The organism is Blastococcus colisei (assembly GCF_006717095.1).
GTDB lineage: Bacteria > Actinomycetota > Actinomycetes > Mycobacteriales > Geodermatophilaceae > Blastococcus_B > Blastococcus_B colisei.
The window spans coordinates 305,207-330,326 of sequence record NZ_VFQE01000002.1; the positions used below are offsets into that span (position 1 = coordinate 305,207).

Annotated in this window: 31 protein-coding genes and 1 tRNA gene; 15 read left to right on the top strand and 17 right to left on the bottom strand. The window is 73.3% G+C overall.

The features are described from left to right. Positions 1-154 precede the first annotated feature (154 nt). Positions 155-1,063, top strand: coding sequence for a DUF559 domain-containing protein (locus FHU33_RS20895; protein ID WP_246064062.1), 909 nt, complete (start codon positions 155-157; stop codon positions 1,061-1,063). Between the two features lie 62 nt (positions 1,064-1,125). Here FHU33_RS20895 and rsmI read toward each other — a convergent pair whose 3' ends face one another. Beyond that, positions 1,126-1,971: a 16S rRNA (cytidine(1402)-2'-O)-methyltransferase gene (gene rsmI / locus FHU33_RS20900; protein ID WP_142027530.1), complete on the bottom strand. Its 846-nt coding sequence runs from the start codon at positions 1,969-1,971 to the stop codon at positions 1,126-1,128. A 53-nt stretch (positions 1,972-2,024) separates the two neighbouring features. Here rsmI and FHU33_RS20905 point away from each other — a divergent pair, with 53 nt between their 5' ends. Together FHU33_RS20905 and FHU33_RS20910 are read left to right on the top strand one after the other, a co-directional pair. Beyond that, positions 2,025-3,542 carry a dolichyl-phosphate-mannose--protein mannosyltransferase gene (locus FHU33_RS20905; protein ID WP_142027531.1) on the top strand — a complete coding sequence of 506 codons (1,518 nt, stop codon included), beginning with the start codon at positions 2,025-2,027 and terminating at the stop codon, positions 3,540-3,542. A gap of 41 nt (positions 3,543-3,583) precedes the next feature. Continuing rightward, entirely contained in the window at positions 3,584-4,372 is a 789-nt protein-coding gene (locus FHU33_RS20910; RefSeq protein ID WP_142027532.1) for an enoyl-CoA hydratase/isomerase family protein, read from the top strand. Between the two features lie 3 nt (positions 4,373-4,375). Here FHU33_RS20910 and FHU33_RS20915 read toward each other — a convergent pair whose 3' ends face one another. From FHU33_RS20915 to FHU33_RS20940, 6 genes are all read right to left on the bottom strand, one after another. Continuing rightward, entirely contained in the window at positions 4,376-4,624 is a 249-nt protein-coding gene (locus FHU33_RS20915) for a hypothetical protein (protein WP_142027533.1), read from the bottom strand. Between the two features lie 107 nt (positions 4,625-4,731). After that, positions 4,732-4,805 (bottom strand) — tRNA-Ala (locus FHU33_RS20920). A 76-nt stretch (positions 4,806-4,881) separates the two neighbouring features. Continuing rightward, positions 4,882-5,574, bottom strand: a complete 693-nt coding sequence (gene sepX, locus FHU33_RS20925) for a divisome protein SepX/GlpR (protein ID WP_246064064.1) — start codon at positions 5,572-5,574, stop codon at positions 4,882-4,884. A 166-nt stretch (positions 5,575-5,740) separates the two neighbouring features. Next, entirely contained in the window at positions 5,741-6,307 is a 567-nt protein-coding gene (locus tag FHU33_RS20930; RefSeq protein ID WP_246064065.1) for a GNAT family N-acetyltransferase, read from the bottom strand. A 52-nt stretch (positions 6,308-6,359) separates the two neighbouring features. After that, complete coding sequence (gene glp, locus FHU33_RS20935) at positions 6,360-7,805, bottom strand: molybdotransferase-like divisome protein Glp (protein ID WP_211355304.1); 1,446 nt, start codon at positions 7,803-7,805, stop codon at positions 6,360-6,362. Positions 7,806-7,834: 29 nt separating this feature from the next. Beyond that, on the bottom strand, positions 7,835-8,767 hold the full coding sequence (locus FHU33_RS20940; protein ID WP_142027536.1) for a UTP--glucose-1-phosphate uridylyltransferase: 933 nt from the start codon (positions 8,765-8,767) through the stop codon (positions 7,835-7,837). A 117-nt stretch (positions 8,768-8,884) separates the two neighbouring features. On the opposite strand from FHU33_RS20940, the gene FHU33_RS20945 reads away from it, so the two are divergent. From FHU33_RS20945 to FHU33_RS20955, 3 genes are read left to right on the top strand one after another with little or no spacing between them, the layout of a single operon-like run. Beyond that, entirely contained in the window at positions 8,885-10,252 is a 1,368-nt protein-coding gene (locus FHU33_RS20945) for an SLC13 family permease (protein WP_142027537.1), read from the top strand. 16 nt (positions 10,253-10,268) lie between these two features. Beyond that, on the top strand, positions 10,269-11,447 hold the full coding sequence (locus tag FHU33_RS20950) for a CaiB/BaiF CoA transferase family protein (protein WP_142027538.1): 1,179 nt from the start codon (positions 10,269-10,271) through the stop codon (positions 11,445-11,447). Further along, positions 11,444-12,973, top strand: a complete 1,530-nt coding sequence (locus FHU33_RS20955; protein WP_142027539.1) for a carboxyl transferase domain-containing protein — start codon at positions 11,444-11,446, stop codon at positions 12,971-12,973. Before FHU33_RS20950 ends, FHU33_RS20955 begins: the two co-directional genes overlap by 4 nt. Before the next feature lie 112 nt (positions 12,974-13,085). On the opposite strand, the gene FHU33_RS20960 is transcribed toward FHU33_RS20955, so the two are convergent. Together FHU33_RS20960 and FHU33_RS20965 are read right to left on the bottom strand one after the other, a co-directional pair. After that, positions 13,086-13,580, bottom strand: a complete 495-nt coding sequence (locus tag FHU33_RS20960) for a MarR family winged helix-turn-helix transcriptional regulator (protein ID WP_142027540.1) — start codon at positions 13,578-13,580, stop codon at positions 13,086-13,088. A gap of 79 nt (positions 13,581-13,659) precedes the next feature. Beyond that, positions 13,660-14,070 (bottom strand): nuclear transport factor 2 family protein, encoded by a 411-nt coding sequence (locus FHU33_RS20965; RefSeq protein WP_142027541.1) that lies wholly within the window; start codon positions 14,068-14,070, stop codon positions 13,660-13,662. 197 nt (positions 14,071-14,267) lie between these two features. On the opposite strand from FHU33_RS20965, the gene FHU33_RS25545 reads away from it, so the two are divergent. From FHU33_RS25545 to mscL, 3 genes are all read left to right on the top strand, one after another. Beyond that, positions 14,268-14,594 carry an FmdB family zinc ribbon protein gene (locus FHU33_RS25545; RefSeq protein WP_211355305.1) on the top strand — a complete coding sequence of 109 codons (327 nt, stop codon included), beginning with the start codon at positions 14,268-14,270 and terminating at the stop codon, positions 14,592-14,594. Positions 14,595-14,681: 87 nt separating this feature from the next. Continuing rightward, positions 14,682-15,311, top strand: coding sequence for a Flp pilus assembly protein CpaB (cpaB, locus tag FHU33_RS20975; protein ID WP_142027543.1), 630 nt, complete (start codon positions 14,682-14,684; stop codon positions 15,309-15,311). A 52-nt stretch (positions 15,312-15,363) separates the two neighbouring features. Next, positions 15,364-15,801, top strand: a complete 438-nt coding sequence (gene mscL / locus FHU33_RS20980) for a large conductance mechanosensitive channel protein MscL (RefSeq protein ID WP_142027544.1) — start codon at positions 15,364-15,366, stop codon at positions 15,799-15,801. A 4-nt stretch (positions 15,802-15,805) separates the two neighbouring features. Here mscL and FHU33_RS20985 read toward each other — a convergent pair whose 3' ends face one another. Next, positions 15,806-16,507: a YbaK/EbsC family protein gene (locus FHU33_RS20985; protein WP_246064067.1), complete on the bottom strand. Its 702-nt coding sequence runs from the start codon at positions 16,505-16,507 to the stop codon at positions 15,806-15,808. Positions 16,508-16,615: 108 nt separating this feature from the next. Between FHU33_RS20985 and FHU33_RS20990 the strand changes: the two genes are divergently transcribed. After that, positions 16,616-16,972, top strand: a complete 357-nt coding sequence (locus FHU33_RS20990; protein ID WP_142027546.1) for a VOC family protein — start codon at positions 16,616-16,618, stop codon at positions 16,970-16,972. After that, positions 16,969-17,388, top strand: coding sequence for a PaaI family thioesterase (locus tag FHU33_RS20995; RefSeq protein ID WP_142027547.1), 420 nt, complete (start codon positions 16,969-16,971; stop codon positions 17,386-17,388). The genes FHU33_RS20990 and FHU33_RS20995 overlap by 4 nt, the downstream gene beginning before the upstream one ends. 10 nt (positions 17,389-17,398) lie before the next feature. Here the strand turns inward: FHU33_RS20995 and FHU33_RS21000 are convergent, their stop codons facing one another. Next, positions 17,399-18,316: an MSMEG_6728 family protein gene (locus tag FHU33_RS21000; RefSeq protein ID WP_142027548.1), complete on the bottom strand. Its 918-nt coding sequence runs from the start codon at positions 18,314-18,316 to the stop codon at positions 17,399-17,401. Positions 18,317-18,359: 43 nt separating this feature from the next. Then, positions 18,360-19,217, bottom strand: a complete 858-nt coding sequence (locus FHU33_RS21005) for an NAD-dependent protein deacetylase (RefSeq protein ID WP_246064069.1) — start codon at positions 19,215-19,217, stop codon at positions 18,360-18,362. Positions 19,218-19,459: 242 nt separating this feature from the next. Here FHU33_RS21005 and FHU33_RS21010 point away from each other — a divergent pair, with 242 nt between their 5' ends. Continuing rightward, entirely contained in the window at positions 19,460-20,854 is a 1,395-nt protein-coding gene (locus tag FHU33_RS21010) for an FAD-binding oxidoreductase (protein WP_142027549.1), read from the top strand. 26 nt (positions 20,855-20,880) lie between these two features. Here the strand turns inward: FHU33_RS21010 and FHU33_RS21015 are convergent, their stop codons facing one another. The 4 genes from FHU33_RS21015 to FHU33_RS21030 all read right to left on the bottom strand — a co-directional run bounded on the left by FHU33_RS21015 (position 20,881) and on the right by FHU33_RS21030 (position 23,078). Next, a complete protein-coding gene (locus FHU33_RS21015) occupies positions 20,881-21,327 on the bottom strand; it encodes an SRPBCC family protein (RefSeq protein ID WP_142027550.1) in 447 nt (148 codons plus the stop codon). 42 nt (positions 21,328-21,369) lie between these two features. Beyond that, on the bottom strand, positions 21,370-21,729 hold the full coding sequence (locus tag FHU33_RS21020) for a hypothetical protein (protein ID WP_142027551.1): 360 nt from the start codon (positions 21,727-21,729) through the stop codon (positions 21,370-21,372). Positions 21,730-21,769: 40 nt separating this feature from the next. Further along, entirely contained in the window at positions 21,770-22,186 is a 417-nt protein-coding gene (locus FHU33_RS21025; protein ID WP_142027552.1) for a hypothetical protein, read from the bottom strand. Positions 22,187-22,694: 508 nt separating this feature from the next. After that, entirely contained in the window at positions 22,695-23,078 is a 384-nt protein-coding gene (locus FHU33_RS21030) for a hypothetical protein (RefSeq protein ID WP_211355307.1), read from the bottom strand. Positions 23,079-23,218: 140 nt separating this feature from the next. Here FHU33_RS21030 and FHU33_RS21035 point away from each other — a divergent pair, with 140 nt between their 5' ends. Genes FHU33_RS21035 through FHU33_RS21045 form a run of 3 tightly spaced genes read left to right on the top strand, consistent with a single transcriptional unit; the run spans position 23,219 to position 24,419 of the window. Beyond that, the gene (locus FHU33_RS21035; RefSeq protein ID WP_142027553.1) at positions 23,219-23,557 is read left to right on the top strand and encodes an ArsR/SmtB family transcription factor; all 339 of its coding nucleotides are present in this window, start codon (positions 23,219-23,221) and stop codon (positions 23,555-23,557) included. Further along, positions 23,554-24,036, top strand: coding sequence for an SRPBCC family protein (locus FHU33_RS21040; protein WP_142027554.1), 483 nt, complete (start codon positions 23,554-23,556; stop codon positions 24,034-24,036). The genes FHU33_RS21035 and FHU33_RS21040 overlap by 4 nt, the downstream gene beginning before the upstream one ends. Further along, on the top strand, positions 24,036-24,419 hold the full coding sequence (locus FHU33_RS21045) for an SRPBCC family protein (RefSeq protein ID WP_211355308.1): 384 nt from the start codon (positions 24,036-24,038) through the stop codon (positions 24,417-24,419). The genes FHU33_RS21040 and FHU33_RS21045 overlap by 1 nt, the downstream gene beginning before the upstream one ends. 106 nt (positions 24,420-24,525) lie before the next feature. Here FHU33_RS21045 and FHU33_RS21050 read toward each other — a convergent pair whose 3' ends face one another. Further along, the gene (locus FHU33_RS21050) at positions 24,526-25,077 is read right to left on the bottom strand and encodes a methyltransferase domain-containing protein (protein ID WP_211355309.1); all 552 of its coding nucleotides are present in this window, start codon (positions 25,075-25,077) and stop codon (positions 24,526-24,528) included. Positions 25,078-25,120 lie beyond the last annotated feature (43 nt).

A 25,120-nucleotide genomic window follows, 5' to 3' on the forward strand; every position in this document is an offset into this window, starting at 1 on the left:
ACCTATACGTGCATTTCCGCCACGCCGATGCAGGTATAGGTACCTATGCCTCAGTCACCGGCACGGGCTTCGCCACGGTTGTCCACAGGCAAGCAGATCGGCGCCCACCAGCGCGCCGGGCATCGGCACTCTCTGCGGCATGGATTGGCGAGCGGTGGTCCGGGACGCGCTGGACGAGAACGGTGGGCTGGCGACGCGGCGCCAGCTGCTCGAACGCATCCCGGCCGTCGTCCTCGACGGGCACATCGGCCGTCGCAATCTTCTCCGAGTCTTTCCGCACGTCTACCGCCACCGTGATGTTGCGTTCGACGACCACGCTCTCTTGCGTGCCGCGTTGCTGCACGCAGGTCCCGTCGCAGCTCTCAGCCACACGACAGCACTCGCCGTGTGGGGCCTGCGCGGACTTGAGCGGCCGCTGCACCTGACGGTCGACCAAGGGCTGAAACGGACGGGCGCACTCGACCTCGTGGTGCACCGACGGCTGCGCTTCGACCCGGGATCGGATCAGTGCATCGAACGTCAGGGCCTGCGCGTGACGCGGCTTCCGCGCACGCTCGTCGACTCGTGGCCGCTGCTACCCACGCAGGAACGGCGTCCATTGGTCCTCGATGTCAGCCGGCGAGGCCTCGTGACCCCCGCTCAGGTCCGGGAAGCCCTGAGTGAGCGCTCCAACGTGGCCGGGCGCCGAGCACTGCTCCAAGCGATCGATCTCATCGAGGACGGCGTGCAGAGCGAGCTGGAGGCCCACGGGGTCCTCAATGTGTTCAGGCATCATTCTCTGCCGCGGAGCGTCGGGCAGCGTGCGGTCGATCTGCCGACCGGACGGATCCGACTAGACCGCTGCTGGCCAGAGGTGAAGCTCGCGGTCGAACTCGACGGTGCGGCTCACCACACCTCGCCCGAGGACCGCCAGAAGGATCTCGCCCGCGATCGTGAGCTGGCGGCGCTGGGCTGGGTCGTTCTCCGATTCACCTACGCCGACGTGTTGCGGGACCCGGAGGGCGTCCGGGCCAAGGTGCTCGCCGTCTACACCGCCCGCATGCGGCAGTTGCGCGCCGGCTGACCACGCCCCAGGCATAGGTACCAATACGTGCGTCGTGGGCTCCCAGACGCACGTATAGGTACCTATGCCTGGGGCGGCTTGTGGGCGACGACGGCGTCGTAGACGGTCCGGCGCGGCAGGCCGGTGCGGACGACGATGGCGCGGATGGCGTCCTTGCGGGTCGCCCCGGCGGCCTCCTCCGCGGCCACCGCGGCGGCCAGGTCGGCCGGCTCCAGGGCGACCGGGGCAGCGGTCGCGCCGGCGACGACGAGGGTGATCTCGCCCTTCACGCCCTCGGCGGCCCACTCCGCCAGCTCGGCCAGCGGCCCGCGACGGATCTCCTCGTAGGTCTTGGTCAGCTCGCGGCACACGGCCGCCTCGCGGTCGGCTCCGAAGGCCGCCGCGGCGTCGGCCAGCGCGTCGGCCAGCCGGTGCGGTGACTCGAAGAAGACCATCGTCCGCCGCTCGTCGGCCAGCGCCGCCAGCGCCGAGCGCCGCTCACCCCCGCGACGGGGCAGGAAACCCTCGAAGCAGAACCGGTCCACCGGCAGCCCCGACACCGCCAACGCCGTCGTCACCGCCGACGGCCCGGGCACCGACGTCACCGGCACGCCCGCCTCGATCGCCGCGCGCACCAGCGTGTAGCCGGGGTCGGAGACCGACGGCATGCCGGCGTCGGTGAGCAGCAGCACCGTCGCGCCGTCGTCCAGCGCCGACAGCAGCCCGGGCAGCCGGGCCTTCTCCACCGACTCGTGGAAGGTCACCACCCGTCCGGTGAAGGTGACCCCGAGATCGGAGGCGAGCCGGTGCAGCCGGCGGGTGTCCTCCACGGCGAGCACGTCGGCCGAGGCCATCACCTCGCGCAGCCGCGGGCCGACGTCGCCCGGCTGCCCGAGGGGTGCACCACCCAGCACCAGCCGACCGCTCACGCGCACGAGCCTGTCACGGTCTCTCGGCGCAGCGGTCCACCTACCCTGCAGTCATGGCGGTGCTGGCTCCCGAGCAGGCGGAGACGGCACCGCAGCCACCCGTCGCGGCCCGGGCCACCCGCCGATGGCCCCTCCCGCGTCCCCGCCGCGACGTTCCTCCTCCGCTTCCCGACGACCGCCGGCTCTCCTGGATCCTCACCGCGATCCTGGGCGTGACCGCCCTCGCCGTCCGGCTGTGGGGCATCAGCTATCCCAGGGACCTGCTCTTCGACGAGGCGTACTACCCACCCGAGGCGCGCGAGCTGCTGACCTGGGGTTTCGAGTACAACCGCGGCTACTCGTTCATCGTCCACCCGCCGCTGGGCAAGTGGCTGATCGCGGCCGGCGAGCAGCTGTTCGGCTACAACTCCTTCGGCTGGCGGTTCCCGTCGGCGGTGGCCGGCACGATCGCCGTCGTCGTCCTGGTGCGGCTGGCCCGGCGGCTCACCGGATCGACCCTGCTGGGCCTGCTGGCGGGCCTGCTGCTCGCCCTCGACGCGTTCTCGTTCACCCTCTCGCGGATCGGCCTGCTCGACGTCTTCCTGCAGGTGTTCGTCGTCTCGGCGGTCGCCTGCCTCGTGGTGGACCGCGACGTCGTGCGGGCACGGGTGCGGGCGATGGCGGCGCCGGCGCGGCTCGGTCCGCGGGGCTGGCGGATCGCGGCCGGCGTCCTGTTCGGGTGCGCCTGCGCGGTGAAGTGGAGCGGCGTCTGGTTCCTCGCCTTCTTCGCGATCCTGAGCCTGTTCTGGGACCGGGCGGCGTGGCGCGAGGCCCGCGTCCCGAGCCCCACCAGGACGACGGTCCGCCGGGGCCTGCCCGGTGCGCTGTGGGCGCTGGCCGCCGTCCCCGTGCTCACCTACCTGACGTCGTTCACCGGGTGGTATCTGGGTGAGACCTCGCAGGGCAAGGCGTGGGCGCAGCAGAATCCCGAGACCGCCTTTCCCTGGATCCCCGACGCCCTCCGCTCGCTGTGGCACGAGCACGCTCAGTGGCTGGAGTTCCACAACGGGCTGTCCTCGCCACACCCGTGGGAATCGGGGCCGTGGTCCTGGCTGGTCGACGGGCGGCCGATCCTGCTGTGGAACCCCCAGGGCCTCACCGATTCCGCCGGCGACCAGGTGATCCGCTACATCCTGATGCTCGGGACACCGACCCTCTGGTTCGCGTTCGCGCCCGCGCTGCTGTGGCTGGGCTGGCGCATCGTCGCGCGCCGGGACCCGGCGGCGATCCCGGTGGCCGTGGGGATCGCGGCGGGCTGGCTCACCTGGTTCCTCAACCTCGACCGCACGATGTTCATCTTCTACATGGCCCCCGCCCTGCCCTTCTTCGTCCTGGCGGTCGTCCTCGCGCTCCAGGACGTCCTGGGCCGGCACCACGCCGATCCGCTCCGGCGGCAGATCGGGCTGGGTGCGGTGTGCCTCTACGTGGCGCTGGTGGCGGCCACCTTCGTCTTCTTCTACCCGGTGCTCACCGGGCAGCCGCTGTCGCACCCGGAGTGGCTGCTGCGCATGTGGTTCCCCTCCTGGTTCTGAGGCCTACGGTGGCGGGACCGGCCGGGACGGAGGGGACGACGATGACCGAGGACCGCCCCGCCGTGCTCACCGAGACCGACGGCGACATCTGGCGGATCACCCTGGACCGACCGGAGACCGGCAACGCCCTGACGCCGGCGCTCGCCGCGGAGCTCGCCGCCGCTCTCGCCGCCCGGCCCGAGCGGACGCGGGTCGTCCTCCTGCTGGCCAACGGGCCGCGCTTCTGCGTCGGCGGCGACGTGCGGTCCTTCGCCGGCGCCGACGACCCCGGCGCCTTCGTCGGGCAGCTGGCGCACGACTGGCACGAGGTCGTCCGGACGGTCCTCTCCTGCCCCGTCCCGGTGGTCGCCGGCGTGCAGGGCGCCGTCGCCGGAGCAGGCGTCGGGTTGGTCGGCGCCTGCGACCTGGTGGTGTGCGCCCGGACGACGACGATCCGCCCGGCCTACGGCGCGATCGGTTTCTCCCCCGACGGCGGCACGTCCTGGGCGCTGGCGCGCTCGCTGGGCGCTCCGCGGGCACTGGACCTGATGCTCACCAACGGCTCGCTGACCGCCGCCGAGGCGCACCTCACCGGCCTGGTGGCGCGCCTGGTCGAGGACGACGAGCTGCGCGCCGCCACCGAGCAGGTCGCCCGCGAGATCGCCGCCGGACCGATCCGGGCGATGGTCCGCACCCGGGCCCTGGTCCGGGGGGCCGCGACCCGCACGTTCGGGGAGCAGCTGGACGATGAGGCGCAGCTCATCGCCGAGTCGGCGGCCGACCCCGAGGGCCGCGAGGGCGTGCGGGCCTTCGTCGAGAAGCGGGCCCCGGACTTCCGCAGCGCCCGCTGACGGTCAGTTCCCCCGGCTGCCGCGGTCCAGGCGCAGGAGCCCGACGACGACGAGCACCAGCGCGAGGACGACGGCGAGCGCGATCAGCACCCGCGCGAGGGGGCCGACGTCGGACCACACGCCGCTGAGCCCGTCGGCGAGGAACCAGGCCCCGATCGCCGCGACCACCGCCCGGGCGATCCAGCGGAACCGGATCGCGCGCTCGTCGTCCGGTCGGCGCTCGTCCGGTCCGCGCTCACCATCCGCGCTCACGTGGTCTCCTCGTCAACGGCGAACGCCGCCGGGGCGGCGGGCCCCGACGGCGTCGGCTGGATCGTGCTGTGCTGTTTCGTGGTGCGCTTCGTCGTGCGGTGAAGGTGTGGAGCTGAGGGGAGTTGAACCCCTGACCCCCTCGATGCGAACGAGGTGCGCTACCGGACTGCGCCACAGCCCCTTCGAGGAGCGAGTTTAGCGTCCCGGCTCCCCGACGCCACCACCGGGGCGGCACCGGGGAGCCGGGTCGTCAGCGATCAGCCGTTGGCCACCCGGCGGGGCTGGTACTCGTCGATGTCGGCGAAGCCGATGTCGTCGTCGTCCAGACCGACCACGGCGCTGTGCTGCCAGCCGGCCGGGGCCGGCGTGCGGGCGGCGACGATGCGGCCCATCGGGAACGCGTGCACCGGCGCCAGCGGCACGCTCGGGTGCGGCAGCTTCGGCAGGTTCTGCTGCGCCACGGTCTCGTGCAGTTCGACGTCCCGCTGCACGGGCACGGGCGCCGGACGCGGAGCGGGGGTCCGCATCGCCGCGCGGGCCGCGGCACGGGCGGCCCGGCGGGCGGCCAGCCGCTCGCGGCGGGCCACCTTGCGCAGGACCAGCACGTAGCCGACGACGGCGGCGTCGAAGAGCCCCTGCGCCACCCACAGCCACGGGCTGTACACGAGCGCACCGACCAGCGTCAGCGCGGCCAGGGCCACCAGGCCCGCCAGTGTGCGACGCCGGAGGGCGTGCACGTCCACCTGCAGCTCACCACTGGTGCGCAGCAGGTCACGGTCGATCGACACCCGCTCGGTGTCGGCGTGGACGACAGGGTCCACCGCCCGCCGGCGCTGCAGCGTCCGACCGGAGTCAGCCAACCCCAGCTGGCCGGTCCGTGCGTCGCCGCGGGTCACCACCATGGGCACCAGCACGACGAACCACAGCACGACCAGAGCGGCCAAGAGCACGCCCGATCCCATCCGAACACCACCTGTCACATGAGTCACTCGCAAGGGCGAGGTTATGCAGCCGAGCGGGCCTGCACCGGGAGGCGCGCGGTGTGTCGCGGATGGATTTCTGGGGCGGCTGTGACGACTGGGGCGTGTCGCACGCGCCGTCCGCCGACCGGCGCGCTCAGCCTGGTATGCGGCGGCGCCAGTGGGTGAGCACGCCGCCGGGCAGGTCCTCTGCCAGCAGCGCGTAGGAGTAGTGGTCGCGCCAGTCGCCGTCGATGTCCAGGTAGCGGCGGCGCAGCCCCTCCCGCTGGAATCCCAGCCGCTCGACGAGCCGCTGGCTGGGCAGGTTCTCCGGCCGGATGTCGGCCTCCACCCGGTGCAGCCCCACCTCACCGAACGCGTGGTCGCAGACCAGTGCGACGGCCAGGGACGCCATTCCGCGCCCGGCCACGGAGCGGTCGATCCAGTAGCCCAGGGATCCCGACCGCAGCGCGCCCCGGACGATGTTGTCCAGCGTCACCTGCCCCGCCAGCCGGCCTTCGACGCGGACGGCGAACGGCAGCGAGGCGCCCAGGCGGGCCCGTCGGGCGACGACTGCGCGCATCGCGCGGTAGGCCGACGGGCTGTGCCGCTCCGGCCACGGCACGCCGGTGGTCGGTTCCCAGGGGCTCAGCCAGTTCTGGTTGGCCAGCCGCAGCCGGCTCCACTCCCCCGCGTCCCGCCGCCAGAGCGGGTGCAGCTCCACGGGACCCGAGGCCAGCCGGGCCGGCCAGCCGGGGTGCAGGGTGGGATCCAGCTCAGCCGCCGAGCAGCAGCGGCATCACGGTGACCAGGCCGCCCGCGGCGACCTCCGTGACGTCCTCGTCGATGACGATCAGGCAGTTGGCGCGGGCCATGCGCGCCAGCAGCGCGTCGGTGCCGTCGCCCACCGGCTCGACGACGTACCCGCCGTCCGGGTGGCGCATGACCGTGCCGTGCAGGTACTGGCGGTATCCCAGGGGGGAGACGAGCTGCTGGCCGGCGACCGCCTGCACGGTGCGGCGGAACAGCTGGCGCTTGCCCAGCATCAGGCGGATCGCGGGCCGGACGAACACCTCGAACGCCACCAGGGCCGCCACCGGCTCACCCGGGATGCAGATGACCGGGATCTCGTCGCGGCCCAGCCGGCCGAAGCCCTGCGACGGCCCCGGGTGCATCGTCACCTGGCGGAAGCGCATGTCGCCCAGCTCGGTGAGCGCCTCCTGGACCTGGTCGAATCCGCCGGTGGCGAACGTCCCGGCGACGAGCACCAGGTCGCTGCGCAGCAGCTGGCTCTCCAGCACCTCGCTCAACCGCCGGGGGTCGCTCGGCAGGATGCCCGACCGGTAGGCCTCGGCGCCCGCGTCACGGGCGGCCGCGGCGAGCGCGTAGCTGTTGACGTCCACGACCTGACCCGGCGAGGGCACCGTGCCGACGTCGACCAGCTCCGTACCGGCGGAGAGGACGGCGATGCGCGGTCGCGGACGGACCAGCACGCGCTCGCGGCCGACGGCTGCCAGCAGGCTGATCTGCGCCGGCCCGATCGGCGTGCCGACCTGCACCGCGGGGTCGCCGGGCGCCACGTCGTCCCCCGTCCGGCGGACGTAGCTGCCGGCCGGTGGCCCGGCGTGCACGGCGACCCGCACCGTCCCCTGGTCGGTCCAGACGGCGGGGACGACGACGTCGGCCCCGGCCGGGAGCATCGCGCCGGCGGCCACCTTGAGCGCGAGGCCCGGGCCGATCGAGGAGGGGGCGCTGGCCCCCGCGACGCTCTCCCCGACCACGGCCAGCTCGACCGGCGCCTGCGGGAGCGCGGCCTCGACGTCCTCGGCCCGGGCGGCGTAGCCGTCCAGCGCCGCCTGGTCGAAGGCCGGCAGGGCCCGCTGGCTGGCGACCTCCTCGGCGCAGAGCAGTCCCTGCGCGTCCAGGACGGCGAGCTCGATGGGGTGCGGCTGGGGCACCGCGGCCAGGATCTCGTCGAGGTGGCGCTCGACCGTGCAGATCCGGTCGAGCGGCACCGACTCGGTCGCCGGGAGCGGGATGGGGCCCTCGACGACGTCCCGTGGACCGGGCACGGGACGGGACGGCGTCACGACGCGCGCGCCCGGCCTCGTGAGCGGGCCGCTCCGGCGGGGCACCGCCATCGCCATGTCGACCTGCGCGGTGTCCCGGTTCCCCCGGTAGGCACCGCCCGCGCCGTCCTCGCCGTCGATCTGACCGCTCATCCTGCCGATGGTGCCCTTGTCGGAGCCGGTCAGGACGACGACGCGCCCTCGGCAGGGAGGTCGGCGACGAACTCGCGCAGCCACGAGCGCAGCGGCGGGCCCAGATCGTCGCGCTCGGTGGCCAGCCGGACGACCGCCTTGAGGTAGTCCAGCCGGTCGCCGGTGTCGTAACGCCGTCCGCTGAAGACGACACCGTGGACGGGCTCGCCACGCTCGACGAGGGTGGCCAGCGCGTCGGTCAGCTGGATCTCCCCGCCGCGGCCGGGCGCGGTCTCCCGCAGCACCTCGAAGACCGATGGCGACAGCACGTAGCGGCCGATGATCGCCAGGCTGCTCGGCGCCTCGTCGATCGGCGGCTTCTCGACCAGGCCGGTCACGCGGACCACCTCGTCGCCGTCGACGGCCGCGTGGGCGCCGGGCTCGATCGCCACGGCGCCGTACTTGTCGATGTTCTCCCGGCCCACGTCGAGCAGGGCGATCACCGACCCGCCGTGCTCGGCCTGCACGGCGAGCATGTGCTCGAGCAGGTGGTCGCGGGCGTCGATCAGGTCGTCACCGAGCAGCACCGCGAACGGTTCGTCCCCGACGAACGCCGCGGCCTGGAGCACCGCATGGCCCAGGCCCTTGGCCTCGCCCTGCCGCACGAAGTGGACCTGCGCCACGTCGGTGGACTCCTGCACCGCGGCCAGCCGGCCGGCGTCGCCCTTCTTCTCCAGGGCGGTCTCGAGCTCGGGGTGGCGGTCGAAGAAGTCTTCGATGGCGGCCTTGTTCCGGCCGGTGACCATCAGCACCTCGGGCAGCCCGGCGCGCGCGGCCTCCTCGACGATGTACTGCAGCGCCGGCCGGTCGACCACCGGCAGCAGTTCCTTGGGCACGGCCTTGGTCGCCGGCAGGAAGCGGGTCCCCATCCCGGCGACGGGGATGACGGCCTTGCGTGCCGGGCGGGCGGAAGGGCTGGTCACCCGGGCAGCGTAGCCAGCCCGGCGGGCGGACGCCGGGGGCCCGAGGCGCTGGCAGGCGCTACCGCTCGGTCACTGGGAGAGTGAACGCGCCCATCCGCCGACGTCGTGGGAGCGACCGTGTCCCCTGAGATCGTCACCATCATCGCGCTGGTCGTGATCTTCGCGATCGCCACGTTCCTGCCCATCAACATGGGCGCGCTGGCCTTCGTCGCCGCCTTCGTCGTCGGCACCCTCTCGGTGGGGCTGGACACCGACGAGATCATCGGCGGCTTCCCGGCGGGGCTGGTGCTGACCCTGATCGGGGTCACCTACCTGTTCGCCATCGCGCAGAACAACGGCACCGTCGACCTGCTGGTCAGGGGCGCGGTGAGGATGGTCGGCGGCCACGTCGCGGCCATCCCGTGGATCATGTTCTTCGTCACCGCGGTGCTCACCGCGATCGGAGCGCTCTCCCCTGCCGCGGTCGCGATCATCGCGCCGATCGCGCTCACCTTCGCCGCGCGGCACGGGATCAGCCCGCTGCTGATGGGCATGATGGTGATCCACGGCGCGCAGGGTGGCGGCTTCTCCCCCATCAGCGTCTACGGCGTCACGGTCAACACGATCGTGGAGGACGAGGGCCTGCCGAGCAGCCCGCTCGCGGTCTTCCTCGGCGCGCTGTTCTTCAACATCGCCATCGCCGTGGTGCTGTTCTTCGTCCTCGGCGGTCGCAAGCTGATCGGCCGCAAGGTGGACACCCACGCGGACACGGCCGCCGCGACCACGACCGCCGCGGCTGCGCAGGCGCACGGCACCGAGGTACGCGGGCACGGCGCCGCCCCCGGCCCGGCCGTCGGTGGAGACCCTGCCGATGACGCTGACCACGTCCACCCCGACCGGCCGGAACCGGTGCGCTTCGAGCAGATCCTCACGCTCGTCGGGCTCGTCGTGGTCGCCGTCCTCGCGCTGGCCTTCGACCTGGACATCGGCTTCGTGGCCATCACCGTCGCCGTCGTCCTCGCGCTGTTCTCGGCCAAGCAGCACAAGGGCGCGGTGAGCCAGATCAGCTGGTCGACCGTCCTGCTCATCGCCGGCGTGCTGACGTTCGTGTCCGTCCTGGAGGCGGCCGGCACGATCGACTACGTCGGCGACGCGGTCATCGGGCTCGGGGTGCCGCTCGTGATCGCCCTCCTCCTGGCCTACATCGGAGGGGTGGTGTCGGCCTTCGCGTCGTCGACGGCGATCATCGGTGTCGCCATCCTGCTCGCGGTGCCGTTCCTGGAGGCCGGGGACATCAGCGCCGTGGGTGTGGTGGTCGCCCTGTCCGTGGCCTCGACCATCGTCGACGTGAGCCCGTTCTCCACGAACGGTGCGCTCGTCCTGGCCGCGGCACAGGACGTCGACAAGGACCGCTTCTACAAGCAGATCCTCGGCTACGCCGCGATCGTCGTCGCCGCCGGGCCGTTCCTGGCCTGGCTGGTCTTCGTCGTCCCCGGCTGGCTGTGAGCGAACGGAGCAGCACATGGCTGGACCACTGGACGGCGTCCTCGTCGTCGACCTGACCCGGGCCCTCGCCGGGCCGCACGCGGCGATGATGCTCGGCGACCTCGGCGCCCGCGTGATCAAGGTGGAGAACCCGGGCAGCGGGGACGACACCCGCGGCTGGGGGCCGCCGTTCGTGCAGCCCGAGGGAGCGGACCGGGAGTCGACGTACTTCCTGTCGACCAACAAGAACAAGGAGTCGATCACCCTCGACCTCAAGGACGAGGCCGACAAGGCGACGCTCACCGAGCTGCTGCGCCGGGCCGACGTGCTGATGGAGAACTTCCGGCCGGGAACGCTGGCGCGGCTCGGGTTCGGCACCGACGTCCTGGCCGAGCTCAACCCGCGGCTGGTGACGCTGGCGATCAGCGGCTTCGGCCACGACGGCCCGGAGGGTGGGCGTGCCGGCTACGACCAGATCGCCCAGGGCGAGGGCGGGCTGATGTCGCTCACCGGCTCCGGGCCGGAGGACCCGCAGCGGGTCGGCGTCCCCATCGGTGACCTGCTGGCCGGCATGTACGGCGCCTACGGCGTGCTCGCCGCCCTCATGGAGCGCGAGCGCACCGGCCGGGGGCAGGTCGTGCGCACCTCGCTGCTCGCGGCGATCGTCGGCGTGCACGCCTTCCAGGGGACGGCGTGGACGGTGGCCGGGAAGGTCGGCCGCGCGCAGGGCAACCACCACCCCTCGATCGCGCCGTACGGCCTCTTCCACTGCGCCGACGGCAGCGTGCAGGTGGCCTGCGCCAGCGAGTCGCTGTGGCGGAAGCTCTGCGCCGAGTTCGGCTTCGACCCCGAGGCGCCCGGCATGGCGACCAACGGCGAGCGCGTGGAGAACCGGGACCGGGTGATCGGGCTCCTCGAGGAGGCGTTCGCGCAGATCGACGCGGAGGACCTGCTGGCCCGGCTGAACAAGGTCGGCATCCCAGCGGGCAAGGTGCGCACGATCGACGAGGTCTACGGCTGGGACCAGGCGCTGTCCCAGGGCCTGCTGGTCGACGTCGACCACGCCACCCTCGGCCGGCTGCAGCTGCCCGGCCCACCGCTGCGGTTCTTCGCGCCGAGTCCGGACGGCGAGACCGAGACGACCCGCCGCGAGCACACCGCTCCCCCGGTGCTGGGTGCCGACGGCGACGCGATCCGCGCCTGGCTGGACTCGTGACGGCGAAACCCGCCCGGCTCGACGCCCGGTCGCTGCGGGACCTGGTGCTGGATCCCGCGTCGTGGCAGTCCTGGGACGCCCCGGTCGTCCGCCCCGAGGTGTCGGAGGACTACGCCGGCGAGCTGGCGGCGGCAGAGGAGAAGTCGCGGCAGGACGAGGCGATCATCACCGGCGAAGGACGACTGCGCGGCCGTCGTGTCGCCGTCGTCGCCGGTGAGTTCGGGTTCCTGGCCGGCTCGATCGGCGTCGCCGCCGCCGAGCGGCTGATCGCCGCCGTGGAGCGCGCGACGGACGAGGGGCTGCCGCTGCTGGCCGCCCCGGTGTCCGGCGGCACCCGGATGCAGGAGGGGACCGTCGCCTTCCTGCAGATGATCGGGATCACCGCGGCCATCGCCCGGCACAAGGAGGCCGGGCTGCCCTACCTGGTCTACCTGCGCAATCCCACCTTCGGCGGCGTGCTCGCCTCGTGGGGCTCGCTCGGCCACGTCACCATCGCCGAGCCCGGCGCGGCCATCGGGTTCCTCGGGCCGCGCGTCTACCAGGCCCTCTACGGCGAGCCGTTCCCCGAGAACGTGCAGACCGCCGAGCACCTCGCCGAACGGGGGCTCATCGACGCCGTCGTCCCGCACGAGGAGGTCGGCGATGTCGCCGACCGGGCCCTGCGCGTGCTGGCCGCGCGCCAGACCTGGCACACCGACGTCAGCGGCGCCGAGCGGCCGACACCCGAGGACGGCACCGACGCCGACGACCCCGAGGACCACCGCACCGCCTGGGAGGTCGTGACCGCCTCCCGGCGGGAGGACCGGCCGGGCGTGCGGCGGCTGCTGCGGACGGCGGCCACCGACGTCGTGGGGCTGTCGGGCACCGGCGCCGGTGAGAAGGACCCCGGCCTGCTCCTGGCCCTGGCCCGCTTCGGCGGCGCGCCCTGCGTCGTGCTCGGCCAGGACCGTCGGGGCCAGTCGATGTCGGCCCCGCTGGGACCCGCGGCCCTGCGGGAGGCCCGGCGCGGGATGCACCTGGCCGAGGAGCTGCGGCTGCCGCTGCTGACCCTCATCGACACGCCCGGTGCCGCGTTGTCCCGCGAGGCCGAGGAGGGCGGGCTGGCCGGCGAGATCGCCCGCTGCCTGCACGACCTCGTGGTGCTCAAGGCGCCGACGCTGGCGGTGCTGCTCGGCCAGGGCACCGGCGGTGGCGCGCTCGCGCTGGTGCCCGCCGACCGCGTCCTGGCGGCCGCGAACGGCTGGCTGGGTCCGCTGCCTCCGGAGGGTGCCAGCGCGATCGTCCACCGCGACATCACGCACGCCGGGGAGATGGCCGCGGCGCAGGGGGTCCGGGCGACGGACCTGTGGCGGGCCGGCATCGTCGACCGGGTGGTGCCCGAGCGGCCCGACGCCGCCGACGAGCCCAACGAGTTCTGCCTCCGCCTCGGGCGGGTGCTCGGTGAGGAACTGGCCGGTCTGCTCGGCCGCGACGACACCGAGCGCTTCCGCAGCCGCCTCCACCGGTACCGCCACCTCGGCCGCTGAGCCGCGCCGGTCGACGATCAGGTTCCCTGATCGAACTGGGTCCTCCCTCGCCGTCGACCGCGAGGGAGGACCCGAAATGGCGAGGTAGGACCCCTCGGATCCGCCGCGCCCGTCAGTCCGGAAGGTCGGCGCCGTCCCGGACGCGCAGGCTCCGGTCGGGGTCGAGCTTGGCGGCGATGGCCTCCAGGGCCTCGCCGAGGACCCGGGTCTGCTCGGCGGTCAGCGGCCCGAAGACAGCCTCACGCACGGCGTCGACGTGTCCCGGTGCCACGGCGACGACGACGTCGAATCCCGCGTCGGTGAGGACGGCGAGGTTGCCCCGCCCGTCGTCGGCGGCGCGCTCGCGGCGCACCCAGCCCCGCTCCTCGAGACGCGCGACGGTGTGCGACAGCCGGCTCTGGGACTGGTTGGCGCGGCGGGCGAGGTCGCTCATCCGACGGCTGCGGCTGGGCGACTCCGAGAGCATGGCGAGGACGACGTAGGCGGCGTGGCTGATGCCGGCGTCGCGCTGCAGTTGGGCGTCGAGGGCGCGCGGGACCAGCTCGGACACGGTGAGCCAGGCGCGCCACGTCCGCTGCTGCTCGTCGTCGAGCCACCGATCCGTCACGGGCGAGACCGTACTGCTCGTGACGGGTCATGGATTCACCGTGGGCACGGGTAGCAGACCCCTGGTCAGCGGACGGTCGTCACGCGCCGGCGGTCAGGCGCCGCCCCATCTCCTCGTGCACGGCGTGGATGGCCTGCAGGGGACGCATCATGACCCGGAACTCGACGATCCTCCCGGCGTCGTCGCAGCGGATGATGTCGACGCCGTTGACGTACGTGCCGTGCCGGCTCGTCTCGAACTCGAGCACCGCGGTGTCGCCGGCGAGGACCTGCTTCGTGTACCGGAAGGCCCCCGCACCGGTCGCGTCGTCGCCGGCCAGCGAGGCGGATGCCGCCTCGAGGTACCGCACGGTGATCTCCTTGCCGCGCTGCGGCGTGTAGACCACCGGCGAGTGGAAGACGACGTCGTCGGCGAGCAGCTCCTCGAGCCCGCCTGGGAGGTCGCCGGCCATGTACCGGTGCCATCGGTCGACGACGTCGTCGATCCCCATCGAACCTCCTCATGGCGCGAGCTCCGTGTCACCGCCCAGGAACCTATCGCCTCACGCCTGTCACGCTGACTCCGCCGGATTGCTCACACCGGGCGACGCGCGTGGACGTCAGGTGCGGGGATGGCGCATCATTGGCAGTCGCCGGGTGCGAGTGCCAGCCCGGAGCAGACTCTTCGCAGCACCAGGGAGCCACCGCCGTGCCCACGTATCAGTACGCCTGCACCAATCCTGAGGGCAAGCACGAGTTCGAGGTCGTGCAGTCCTTCAGCGACGCCCCGGTAGGCGAGTGCCCCGAGTGCGCCGCCACGGTGCGCAAGGTCTACGGCTCGGTCGGCGTCGTCTTCAAGGGCTCGGGCTTCTATCGCACCGACAGCCGCAAGACCGCCTCCTCCTCCTCGTCGGAGAGCTCGACCTCGAACGGCACGTCCAACGGGACCTCGCCGTCGAAGGAGAGCTCCTCCTCGACCCCGGCCGCGAGCACTTCCTCGAGCACGTCGACCAGCACGTCCAAGGCAGCCAACTGAGCGGTGCGGCCGTCCACAGGGCTCCGCTCCCTCCACAACCTGAGCCGGCGCCGGCCGTCCTGACGGTCTGCACCGCAGGCTCGGGCGGTGCCGCCCTTCCGCCGCCCCCGGTTCCCCCTGCACACCGCCCGCCGGGCGGCGGCCGTGCTGCTCGCGGTCCTGGCCCTCGTCCTCGCCGTGCGCCCGGAGGCTCCGTCGGGGGCTGCCCAGCCGCGCGCCGGCACCGCGGTGACTGTGGCCGCGGCCGATCTCCCGCCCGGGACCGTCCTCACCGCCTCCGACCTCACGGTCGCGCGGTTCCCGGACGAACTGCTGCCCGCCGGGGTGGCCGCCGACCCGTCGGCGCTCGTCGGGCGGGTCCTCGCCGGGGCGGTCCGTGCCGCGGAGCCGGTGACCGACGTGCGGCTGGTGGGCGCGGGGCTGACCGCCCTGCTGCCCGAGGGCCAGGTCGCCGCGCCCGTCCGGCTGGCCGATCTCGCCGTGGCGGCGCTGGTGTCCGCCGGGGACCGCGTGGACGTCCTCGCCACGTCGCCGGAGTCCGGCACAGCCGAGGTCGCGGCCGCGTCGGCGCTGGTCCTCGCCACGCCCGGGAGCGGCGCCGACGGTCAGGACCCTGCCGCGGGGCTGCTCCTCCTGGCGGTGGACGGCCCGACCGCGGCCCATCTGGCGGCGGCGTCGACGACGGCCACGCTGACGGTCAGCCTGCCGCCGCCATGACGCTCCGGGCGAGCGCTGGGCACACTCCAGGCCGGTGTGGATGGATGGCCCCATGATCAAGGGCTTCAAGGACTTCCTGCTCCGCGGCAACGTCATCGACCTGGCGGTCGCCGTCGTCATCGGCGCCGCGTTCACCGCGCTCGTCGCCCAGTTCACCGCGTCGTTCCTCGAGCCGCTCATCGGCCTCGTCGGCGGCGGCGGCCTGGAGGGAGGGACGGTCGTGATCGACCAGCAGGTCTTCGACTGGGCCGCCTTCATCAATGCGGTCATCACCTTCGTCCTGACGGCCGCCGTCGTCTACTTCGTCGTCGTGCTTCCCATGAGGACGCTCATGGAGCGGCGCACGCGTGGCGAGGAGGCAGGGCCGGTCGTGCCCAGCCAGGTGGAGCTGCTGGTCGAGATCCGCGACCTGCTCCGCGCGCAGCAGGGGCGCGGGCCGGGACACGATCCGTCGGGCCCGGGCACGACCAGCCTCCCCGGGCAGCTCTAGGAGCTCAGTCGCTGCCCCAGTGCGGGGGCCGGTCCTCGACGTAGCGGCGGTCGGCGGCCGACGGCTCGGTGGGCCGGTCGCCCCAGCCGATGTCGCTGTCGTCCGGTGCCCGCAGGGGACGGCTGGGCGCGGGCGTCGGCGCGGACGGCTCCGGCGCCACCGGCCGGCCCAGACCCTCCAGCACCTGGGCGGCGGGCAGCGCGGCCAGGACCGCCCCGGGCACGGCCAGCTTGCTGCCCCGGGTCCCCGAGCCGATCACGACCAGGTCCGCCGCGGCGACGGCCGCGTCGACCAGCACCGGCCACGCCGGGGGCAGACCCACCGGCGTGATGCCGCCGAAGGCCATCCCGGACTCGGCGACCGCGACGTCCTGCGGCGCGAACGAGGCCTTGCGGGCCTCCAGGTGACGGCGCACCAGACCGTTGACGTCGGCGCGGCCGGTGGCGAGGACGACGCATGCGGCCAGGCTGGTCTGCCCGGCGCGGCGAGCGGCCACGACCACGCAGTTCGCGGAGGCCTCCAGGGGCACGCCGTAGGCCTCGCTGAACGCGGCCGTGTCGGCCAGGTCGTCGTCGATCTCGGCGACCCAGGCGGCCCCGTCCAGCTGCGCGAGAACCGCCGCGACCGGCGCGGCGAGCAGGTCGAGCCGGTCGGCCGCGGGCAGCCAGTCGAGGGAACCGAGCCGGGGAGCAGACGAGGTGGTCACGTCCTGATCCTCCGTCACGTCGTCGGGACGCCGCAGGCCGGCTGTCCCGATCGCGCCCACGGCCCGACCCGGCTGTCGCACGTCGGGCCCTGCCGCCAGGATGAGGTCATGATCGGTCAGCTCCACTCCCTCGTCATCGACGCACCCGACGCCCATGCCCTCGCCGGCTTCTACGCCGAGCTGCTCGGGATGGAGGTGAAGGGCTCACCGGGCGATGACTGGGTCGTCGTCACCGGAGCCGGTTACCGGATCGCCTTCCAGCAGGCGCCCGACCTCCAGCCGCCCGACTGGCCCGACCCCGAACGCCCCCAGCAGTTCCACCTCGACGTCCGGGTCGCCGACGTCGACGAGGCCGAGCCGAAGGTGCTGGCGCTGGGTGCGCGGCGGCTGCCCGGCAGCGGCGGTGACTTCCGCGTCTACGCCGACCCCATCGGGCACCCCTTCTGCCTGGTCTGGGACGCATGAGCGCCGACGTCCCCTCGGTGGATCTCACGGCCGCCGGCCGGTTCGTGGCGGCGATGCAGTTCGAGGTGACCGACGCCGACGGCTCCCGGGTGACCGGGCAGGTCGATCTCGGGCCCGACCAGCACACCCCCTGGGGTGTCGTCCACGGCGGCGTGTACTGCTCGGTCGTGGAGTCGGCCGCCTCCGTCGGGGCGAGCCTGGCGGTCCAGGAGTGCGGCCAGTTCGCGGTCGGCGTGAACAACAACACCGACTTCATCCGGCCGATGACGTCGGGCCGGCTCGATGTGGTGGCCGAGCCGGTCCAGCAGGGCCGGACCTTGCAGCTGTGGCAGGTGCTGCTCACCCGCGCCGACGACGGCAAGCTGGTTGCCCGCGGGCAGGTGCGGCTGCAGAACGTGCCGCTGTCCGGGGCGTGACCGCGGCGGGTCAGCCCCGCAGCGCCGCCGGGTCGAGGACGACGCGGAACAGCACCCGGGGATCCTGCAGCGTGGCCGGCGGGAGGGCCGCCGACCGCGGGACCACCCGCTCCCACCGGGCCGGCCGCCGGTGCGGCAGCAGCTCGCGGCCCTGGAACAGGTAGTCGCCGACGATCTCGCCGAGCAGCAGGCCGGCGCCGTGCTCGATCGGTAGCGCGACCCGGTCGCCGGGCGCCATCTCGTCGAGGAAGGCCGACAGCTGGCGCAGGTCCTTCGCCGGACGCCGGCCGGAGAGCTCCTTGGAGAGCGCCCGCAGCTCGTCCGGGGCGAGCCCGGTGGCGTCGACGTCGATGCCGGCCTGCGTGCCCAGCCCCACCACGCCGGCGGCCAGGCAGGCGCCGAGCTCGTTGTGGGCCCGCGGTCGGACGACCCACACGCCGATCCCCTCCGGCCGGGGGGCGGGCAGGACGTCATCGGGTCCCGGCCAGACGTAGGGCAGGTCGTCGGGCTCGGGACCGAAGAGCTCGGCGAACCGCGGTCGGTAGAACCCGGGATCCTTGGCGATGAGGTTGGACCGGTGCGACCGGTGCAGCTCGTCGTCCCCGAGCCACGAGGGCAGCAGCCCGGCACCGGCCAGCTCCGCCTGCGGCAGGCCGACGACGTCCGGCGCGAACTCCCCGATCTGCGCCTCGGTGGTGTCGGCGAAGCCGCGCTCCCGCCAGATCCGGGCCATCGCCAGCCCGTAGGCGACCAGCGCGGGCGTCCGGCCGCGCCACATCAGGACGGCGGGGTGACTGGCCCAGCCGTAGTCGGGCAGCTCGATGGCGCGCAGGATCTGCAGCGTCTCGACCCGCTGCTTGCCCAGCCGAGGGGAGTCCAGCAGCCGGGCGCTCTCGGCGAAGTCGGCGACGGGGAGGAAGGTCTGCATCGTCGCCAGTCTCGGTCAGGTGCCCCCGACCCGCCGGGTCAGCTCAGCCGGCCAGACGGGCGGCGAGCGCCGGCAGGACGACGCCCAGCGGGGCGTCGACCCGGACGTCGGCCTTGGCGTCCCCGCGGGTGGGGCCGACGTTCACGATCGCGACCGGGATGCCCAGCTTCGCCGCCCGCAGGACGAAGCGGTAGCCGCTCATCACGGTCAGGGACGAACCCAGGACCAGCAGGCTGCCTGCCGACTCGACCAGCCCGAAGCACCGCTCCACCCGGTCACGCGGCACGGTCTCGCCGAAGAAGACGACGTCGGGCTTGAGCGGCCCGCCACCGCAGACGACGCAGTCGACCATGACGAACCCGTCGAGGACCTCGTCGGGCAGCTCCGCGTCACCGTCCGGGTTGACCTCGTCGGTGCGCGGACCGAAGTGCGGGTTGGCCTCCTGCAACCGCCCGTCGAGCGCCGCCCGGGACGCCACGTCGCCGCAGTTCAGGCACACGGTGCGGTCCAGTCCCCCGTGCAGCTCGACGACGCCGTCCGCGCCGCCCGCCTGGTGCAGCCCATCGACGTTCTGCGTGATCACCCCGCCGAGCAGCCCCGCGGCCTGCAGGTCGCCCACCGCCCGGTGCCCCTCGTTCGGCCGCGCCTCGCGGATCTGCCGCCAGCCCACGAAGCTCCGCGCCCAGTAGCGGTGCCGGTCGCGCGGGTCGCGGGTGAAGGTCTGGTAGGTCATGGGCGTGTGCCGGCGGAGGCTGCCGCCCGCCCCCCGGTAGTCGGGGATGCCGGAGTCCGTGGACAGGCCCGCCCCCGAGAGGACGACGCACTCCCCGTCGGCCAGCAGATCGGCGAGTGCGTCCAGCGCGACGTCCTGGCCAGGGTCGGCGACGGGTGCGGCGGTCACCCGGTCATCGTCCCCTCCGATCGCCTCCCGCGCCGCAACCCGGCGGGTAAGGCATGGGGGCACGTCGGGCGTTCGTCGGACGCATCGGCGCAGCGAGGGGGATCGCCTCCGACACGGCCCCGGCCTCGGACAGGGACCTCTGGCCGTGTCCGGCTTCCCCGCACCGCCCCTAGCGTCGGTGCCGCCGTCCGTGGGCTCCCGGACCGCGGGTGCGTATCCACCGGACCGAACGAGGAGCAGCCATGACGCAGGCTCTGTCGACCCTGGCCGACCGCGTGGCGGGCACGGTCGTCCGTGAGGGAGACCCGCAGTACGAGGAGGCCCGTCGCGTCTACAACGGGATGGTCGACGCACGGCCGGCCGCGGTGGTCCGCTGTGCGTCGGAGGAGGACGTGGTGGCCGTGGTCCGGCACGCGGCCGATCACCGGATGGACCTCGCCGTCCGTGGCGGCGGGCACAGCGTGCCGGGGTTCGGCACCGCCGACGGCGCCATCGTCGCGGATCTCTCGCCGATGCAGTCGGTGCAGGTCGACGACGCGCAGCGCTCCGCGACCGCCGGCGGCGGCACCACCTGGGGCCGGTTCAACGACGTCACCGCCGCCCACGGCCTGGCCACCACCGGCGGGATCATCTCCACCACCGGGATCGCCGGGCTCACTCTCGGCGGCGGGATCGGCTACCTCTGCCGGGCGCACGGGCTCTCGTGCGACAACCTGCTGTCGGCGCGCGTGGTCACCGCCGACGGCGTCCAGCGCACAGCCAGCGAGGACGAGCACCCCGATCTGTTCTGGGCGCTGCGCGGCGGCGGTGGCAACTTCGGCGTCGTCACCGACTTCACCTACCGGCTGCACCCGATCGGCGACGTCTTGGTGGGGCTCATGTTCTTCGAGCTGACCGACGGACCGACCGTCTTCCGGTTCTTCGACGACATGCTCGACGAGGCTCCGCGGGAGTACGGCGGCTATCCGGCGATGCACCTGGCCCCGCCGCTGCCGTTCATCCCCGAGGACCGGGTCGGGCAGCCGTTCGCCGTGATCATCTCCTGCTGGACCGGCGACCTCGACGACGGGCAGCGGTTCTTCGACCGGTTCCACCAGGTGGCCACCCCGGCTGCCGAGATGGTGGCGCCGATGCCCTACCCGGCGCTGAACGCGCTGTTCGACCCGCTGCTGCCGCCCGGCTTGCAGCACTACTGGAAGAACGCCTTCGTCACCGAGCTCACCGATGACGCGATCGCGGCGCACATGGAGTTGGGTGCCCGAATGCCGGCGATCACCTGCGCCATGCACATGTACACGCTCGACGCGGCGGTGCAGGAGGTGCCCTCCGACGCGACGGCGTTCGGCCATCGCGATGCCCGCTACGTGGCCAACATCGCCGGCATGTGGCCAGACCCGGCCGAGAACGAGCACAACATCGCCTGGGTGCGCGACTACTACGCCGCGATCGCGCCGCACTCCCAGCCCGGCGGCTACATCAACTTCGCCTCGTCCGACGACCAGCAGAAGGCGCCGGACAACTACGGCGCCAACCACGGGCGGCTCACCGAGGTCAAGCGGCGATACGACCCCGGGAACCTGTTCCACCTGAACCAGAACATCGAGCCCTCGAGGGTGCCGCCGCCGCGGGGCAGCTGACCGGGCGTCCCACCTGGAGCAGAGGGCTAGCGAGAGGCGAGCTCCGCGTCCAGCCGCTCGAGGAGCTGGTCGTACACGCGGCGCAGCCCCTTGGGCGCGAACGTGCGCTCGAAGAAGCCGCCGATCCCGCCTGCCCCGATCCAGGTGGTGCGGACCCGCACCGTCGAGACGCCGGCGTCCGCCGGCAGGACGGTCCAGGTGGTGACCATGGACGAGTTCTCGTCGGACTCCACGAGGGAGTCCGCGGTGGGCTCGGTGACCGTGACGAGCTGGTCGCGCACCCGCTTGGAGGTGGCCGCGAACCGCCAGTGGACACGCGTGCCGGCGCCCTGCCCACCCGCCTCGACCCGGTAGTCGCTGAACTGCTCGGGCAGCACGCGGCGGCGTGCACCCTCGTAGTCGGCGAGGGCGGCACGGACCTGCTCCGCGGGGGCTGCGACGACTCTTTCGGCAGTGGCGACGACCTGGCTCATGCCCCCATCCTGCCGTCCGCCGGGTCGGGACCGTCGAGCCGGCTACTGCGCCTCCTCGGCGTTCAGGTACGTGCAGCGGTAGCGCGCGGCCGACATCGCCTCGGTGAACCGGGGCTCCCAGGCCGGGTCCTGCGCCGGGAAGGTCTCCAGGACCCGCTCGTCGAGCACCTCGGGCCGGCCGTCCAGCCCGACGTAGGTCCGCCGCACCAGCACCCGGGTCGTGCCGTCCACCTCGTCGTGGGCGGGCACCCATCTCGCCTGGGCGATGGCCGCGGCCAGCTCGGCCCGCTGCCGGGAGGGCAGCGCCCCGGCCGTGCCCGCTGGCCGGGCGTTCCGGAGCACCCAGACGAGCGCCGCGAGCAGGGCGAGGATCACCACCAGCTCGAGGACGACCAGGACCATGCCGCCGACCGTAGTTCGCCCGGCCGGAGCCGTGGGGTGGTCAGCCGACCGGTCGCGCCGACGCCGGGTCGCCCGGCCACGCCGTGCAGGGCAGGACCACGTCGTCGTCGGTTCCGGGGAGCGGCAGCTCGACGGCACCGCTGCCGAGCACCGGCCGCGGACGCCGCGGCTGACGGCTGCCGGCCCCGCCCCCTCGGTGCGGGTAGACCAGGACGCCGTTGACTGGGTCGGGGGCCGCGTCCAGTGCGGCCAGGAGGACCGGCGCCTCGCGGAAGGCGTCGCGCCGGGGCTCGTCGTCGAACGTGAACTCCAGGACGACGCCCCACCGGTGCTCGTGCTCGTCCCAGAAGACGGCGCCGCCGGTCACCGCCGCCTCGATGAGCCGGTCGTGCCACACCCGGGCCCATGCGGCGGCGGACGTCGCGCCGTCGAACACCTCGACCGTGATCCAGTTCACAGTGAGTCCGAGGCTACGCCGGAGGATCTCCCCGGACCAGACCCGCCGACGGCCCGAGGCTGCGGCCGTCGGTCCCGTCGCAGAACCGACGACCGGCCACTGCAGGTGCCCCCCGGCAGGATTCGAACCTGCGGCACACGGTCTAGGAAACCGATGGAGGACTTGCCGTCAGCATGCAGTCTGCGCTTCGGACCTGCACCGATCGCTATGACGGGGTAAGAGACTGCAAGTCTATGTGCTGGTTACTGACACGAACGTGACACGCTGGGCACCTTCGTCGTACCGACGAGCCCCCGGCTGCCGGCCCGAATCGGGCTGGGACAGAACGGCGAATGCTGAGACAACGATTCATGCACCGAGGTCGGTGCAGGCGCTGTTGCTTACCCGGACGCCCTCGCCCTGACGAGCAGCGGTGTCTCGACGACTCCGCTTGAGGTGTCGACGCCCCGGACGTTCCGCATAGGCCGTCGAGTCAGGCTCAGACATGCAGATGTCGGCAGGTGGCCGCTTACCGCGTTTGGCCGCCGGGACCGCCGCTGCGGCGGCCAACTGTGAATAGCCACGCCACGGCGACAGCGGCCGCCAGACCGATCGTGCGGTTCAGGTCGAAGGCCGGATGCCACGTGACGGCACCGTCCCGGATGACGTAGGCGCCGGCCGGACGAGCGACCAGACCGAATCCACCGCCCTCGCCTCGCTGCCCTTGTTCGTCCTGGCCCCCGCCACCGCCGACGCCACCGCGCAGGACCGCCGCCGGGATGACGGTCACCCCGTCGCGCTCGAGCGCCTCCCCGAAGACCCGCCGCACCGTCAGCGCGTCGCGGGTCGCGGTCACGAGGTCGTGCACGTCCATCGCAGCTCCCATGTCCTTGCCGGGCTGCGTCTGTGTCACCGGCGGGGACAGCATGCACGGTGGCCCACCCGGCTCGACGGCTATCAAGGGCGCTGCTGGCCCGAGGGGACGTCGTGCCGGTCGAGCGCTGGCTGTTGCGGGTTGACAACGACTCCTTGGTAAGAGAACGCTAACCGTTTGTGGACGCTGACCGAGACGTAGTTGGTTGGGCCGCGCTCGGCGACCCGACCCGACGGGCGATCGTCGCAGCGCTGGCCGAGCGGCCGCGCGCGGTGGGTGAACTGGCCGCCGAGCTGCCGGTCAGCCGCCCGGCGGTGTCCCTGGCCTTGAGGGTGCTCAAGGACGCCGGCCTGGTCACCGAGCGGGCCGCCGGCACGCGGCGGATCTACCGGCTCGACCCCACCGCTGTGGCCGCTCTGCGGGACCAGCTGGACACCTTCTGGACCCGGGCCTTGACGAACTACGGGGACCTTGTCGAACAGCCAACAGTCGAAGAACCGGCACAGGAGGACACATGACCCAGGCACCGGCCGCCGTAGTGCGGCAACAGATCGTCGTCCAGGCACCGATCGAGACGGCGTTCGAGACGTTCACCCAGCGGTTCGGCGACTTCAAGCCGCGGGAGCACAACATGCTCGCCGTCCCGATCGCCGAGACAGTCTTCGAACCGCGGGTCGGCGGGCACATCGTCGACCGCGGCACCGATGGAAGTGAGTGCCGCTGGGCGCGGGTGCTGGTCTACGAACCGCCCGCCCGGGTGGTGTTCAGCTGGGACATCGGCCCGACCTGGCAGGTGGAGACCGAGCCGGAGAACGCCAGCGAGGTCGAGGTGCGGTTCCTGGCCGAGGGGCCCGACCGCACCCGGGTGGAGCTCGAGCACCGCCACATCGACCGGCACGGCCCCGGCTGGGAGGCCGTGGCCAGCGGCGTCGGCCACGACGACGGCTGGCCGCTGTACCTGGCCCGGTACGCCGCCCTCTTCGACGAGGCCGGCTGATGCCGCCGATCACCGTCCGCACCGAGGTCGACCGGCCCGCCGAGACCGCGTTCGCCTACGCCACCGACGCGTCCCAGTTCCCGGAGTGGCAGGCAGGGGTGGTCAGCGGGCACCTCGACGGCTCAGACGGCGGCCCTGGTGTAGGCGCTCGGTGCGTCACCGTGCGCCGGATCGGTGGCGCCGAGCACGCCTCGACGTCCGAGCTGGTCCGCCCGGACCCACCGCGGGCGTGGGCGGTGCGAGGCCTCGACGGACCCATTCGGGCCGCGGTCGACGTGACCGTCGAGCCGCGGGGCGCCGACCGGTCAACGGTGGCGATCGCGGTGGACTTCACCGGCCACGGGATCGGCAGAGTGCTGGTGCCGCTGCTCGTCCGCCGTTAGGCGCGCAAGGAGATGCCAGCCAACATCGCCCGGCTCAGGGAACGCATCGAGCAGTCCACCAGCTGACCCGGCTATCGGCCGCTGACCCGGCGCCGCGGTGCACGGGTCAGCGGCTGGCCGCCGCGATCTGCCACAACGGGCCCCGATGAGCTTCGGCCGGCCGCATCCCGTGGTCGGCAAGCACTGCCAGCATCGCGCCCGGCGGGTGCGCGAACGTGCGGAACTGCCGGTCACTCAGGCGCAGCAGCGTGTTCTGCGTGGCCACGAACGCGCGCGAAGCGAAATTGCGCGGCGGGAAGCTGAGGATCAGCTGGCGGCGAGCATGGTCGGCGGCCACCCCGAGCAGCGTCGCGTAGTCGGGGTAGCAGCAGACGACCCGGTGCAGGACCACGATGTCGGCCGGCTCAACCGCGGCCGGATCGGCGGAGATGTCGACCAGGCGATGCACCGTCCGGCCGGTCACACCCGCCTCGGCTGCGAGCGCCGCCGCCTCCTGCTGGTAGTTGGGTGAGAGCTCGAGGTTGGTCACAGTCGCCGCACCCTGGTGGAGCAGCTCGAGCCCGATCTCGCCGACCCCGCCGCCGATCTCCAGCACCGTCGCGTCGCGCACGCCGTTTCCGGTGAGCAGGGCGACCATCCGGCGGGCGGTCTTGTCCAAGCCCCTCTTCCGATAGCGGGTCGCCATCCGCCGCGCAAACCGG